Annotated in this window: 2 protein-coding genes; one reads left to right on the top strand and one right to left on the bottom strand. The window is 63.6% G+C overall.

All coding sequences use genetic code 11. The features are described 5' to 3' along the window. Window positions 1-420: 420 nt before the first annotated feature. The gene (locus T398_RS26645; RefSeq protein WP_496450559.1) at window positions 421-1,818 is read right to left on the bottom strand and encodes an IS1380 family transposase; all 1,398 of its coding nucleotides are present in this window, start codon (window positions 1,816-1,818) and stop codon (window positions 421-423) included. A gap of 379 nt (window positions 1,819-2,197) precedes the next feature. Here T398_RS26645 and T398_RS26650 point away from each other — a divergent pair, with 379 nt between their 5' ends. Then, window positions 2,198-2,542 (top strand): hypothetical protein, encoded by a 345-nt coding sequence (locus tag T398_RS26650; RefSeq protein ID WP_496450560.1) that lies wholly within the window; start codon window positions 2,198-2,200, stop codon window positions 2,540-2,542. Window positions 2,543-2,702 lie beyond the last annotated feature (160 nt).

Genomic DNA, 2,702 nt, shown 5'->3' on the forward strand with positions numbered 1-2,702 from the left:
CCCTACTGAAGTTGATCTGTGAGAAGACCACTTCATACCGGGGTTCTGCGTCTTTTCGTTGCACCACAACGGGTTTGGGCGTGTCCGCACCGCTCGCCAAGACGACTACCTAGAGCACTTACACCGTTACTCGGAAAGGCTCCGTCCCGACCGCAGCCGCCACCTCACCACTGTTGATCAACGCCCGAAGCTCGACCAACTCGCCCGCCGTCAACTCCACCAAGACAGCAGACCACAACCATCACGTAAACACAACAGAATCACGAGACACTAGCCTCGGTCTTTCATTTGAGGGTGGCTGCATAGCCGACTCTCGATGAGTAAGATCCGCGTGGTTGCTGACGTTTTGACGGCATGCTGAGGACCCGGCGTGGGGCCGGGTTCCTCCGTGTCGACTGGTAGTGGCGTGGGGCTGCGGGATCAGCCGGTGGGCCGGGGTAACGCGGCGAGAGCGGTGAATGCGCTGGTCAACGCGTCGGTCCAGGGCCAGCCGTTGGCGATAGCGAGACGGGTTCGGCGGGCGGTGCGGGTGATCCGGGCCGCGACGTGCAGCAGCCGGTAGCGCAGTTTCTTGGGCTCAGCGGTGGCGAGGTCACCGTCCAGCAGCAGATTCTGGGTCCAGGCGAGCAGGTCGATGCCGGTCAACGCGAGTTGGAGCCAGGCCTGGTTGATCGCGAATAGTCGGGACGGGAACCGGCCGAAGCCGGTGTCTTTTCCGGTGCGGATGCGGTCTTCGACCCGGGCGTGAGCCCGGTGGCGGGCTTCCAGGAACTGGATGCTGCCGGCGCCGGGTGGGGTGTCGGTGGCGACGACCTGATGCCGCCAGCCCTCGACGGTGTCGAACAGCGACAGTTGAGCGCCGGGGTGCGGGCGTTCCCGGCGGACCAGGAAGCGGGTGCCCTCGGGCCAGCCGCTGGCGTCGAACAGGCCAGTGATCTCGCAGACTTCGGCATGTTCGCGCAGGTCACCGTCAGTGTCGACGGCGGGGACCCAGCCAGTCGCGGCCCGGATCGCTTCACGCACGGGTTCGGTGATCGCGGCGCCGACCGAGAACCGGATGTCGAGGTGCTGATCCCGCAGGCTGCGAATATGGGCGAGGAATCCGTGACTGGAACCGGCAGCATCGGCGCGGAGCAGGATCGGGGTGCCGTGCCGGCCCACGTCGGGGATCTGGGCGAGGGCGTGGTCGAGGACGGTGATGTGGTCGGCGGTGGTGTTGGAACCGGCCCGGCCCTCCCGCAACAGCCCGGCAAGAGCTTCGCCGATGTTGTCCAGGAAGCACAGCAACGGGTGGTAGCCGAAGGTCTTCTTCCAGGTGCGGGTCGCCGCTTCCTTCTCGGAGTGACAGATCACGATGGTCGCGTCGATGTCCAGGACCAGGCCGTCGACCAACTGGCCGGCGACCGCCGGTTGCGGCAGGTCACCGCGGGTGTCGGCGTGCTGGGCCCAGGCGACCTCCCGAGCTCGGGCCCGCGCGGCACGCAGCTCGGTCAGCAGCGTCTCGTCGAGTCGCGACAACAGTCGCCAGGCCGTGGGGTCGGAGGCGACCGTCCCGAACAGGGCCGCCTGGTCACGCAGCACGGCCAAATCGGCGATGGCCTCACCGCCGTCGGCGAGCATCACCGCCAGATCGACAGCGACACGGCCCGGATCATGGCCTCTGCGGCGCTGCCGCAGACTCGCCAAGGCCTCACTGAACGCGCTGGTCAACCCGGTGGCATCGGCGAGATCAGCGAGCAGCCGGGCACCGGCATGACCGACCACGCCCCGCCCGTTCCCGGTCACGATGATCTTCGGACGTGTTGCGGTAGCCTGCACCCTGCAAGTGCCTTCCGTGGCGGGACTATGGGACCTTCGACAAGCCCCATTTTCCCTGATCAGAAGGCACTTCTTCGTTCTCGGTCCACTCTTTGGACAGCCCCTAATGAAGGCCCGAGGCTAGGTGGGGTGGCAGGCGCAAGTTGTGGTATCGCTGCCGTGATTTGTGTCCCTGGGGGTGCTTTGGCGGGCGGTGCGCTCGGCGGAACCTTGGGTGCTAACTTAAACCAGTGGGCCGATTCGGAAGGTGGCATCTTTGGATGGAGGCCCTATGATTCGACGCGGAGCTGGTTTGACTACGATTAGCGCTTAGTCTGTAGAGAAAGGGGTTGTGGTGCAGAGTGGGGGTTTTATGACGGTTGGGTTTATCATTCTACTGGTGGCGCTGCCGGTGGTCTTCTATCGTCATTGGCATGGGAAAAATCGCGATCATGACCATCATGCTGCATTCTGGTATCGATCAGAGCACTTTCGGAGAGGGCATGTCAGGGCAATTCCAACGATTCTCTTTGGGGGTTGCTGTTTAGCAATCTCGGCGCTCTTCCTTTATCTGTCGCCATCGGACGGCATCTCATTTCGGGCGCAATTAGCAATAGTTATATTTTTGGCGCTTGCACTCCTGGGGGGCTTATTGTACTGGAGTGTGATGCTTTTCGCCTTTCCGAAATTCCTCATCGCTCCGCACCTTCGGTCCGAAAAGGGGGTGCTTCAGCGTCGCCGGTGATGCCGGCCGACTATCGGGCTCCCGAAGGGATGTCTCGTAACTCGGTGGAGGCGTTGTGTGGCAATGGTGCTGGTGTCACCCGGCGAGGATGATGTTGTGGAGGTGGGCGTTGCCGGATGCGGTGTCGGTCAATGTGTGGGCGGCGCGGCGGTAGTCGCGC

This window comes from Salinispora goodfellowii (assembly GCF_059570675.1).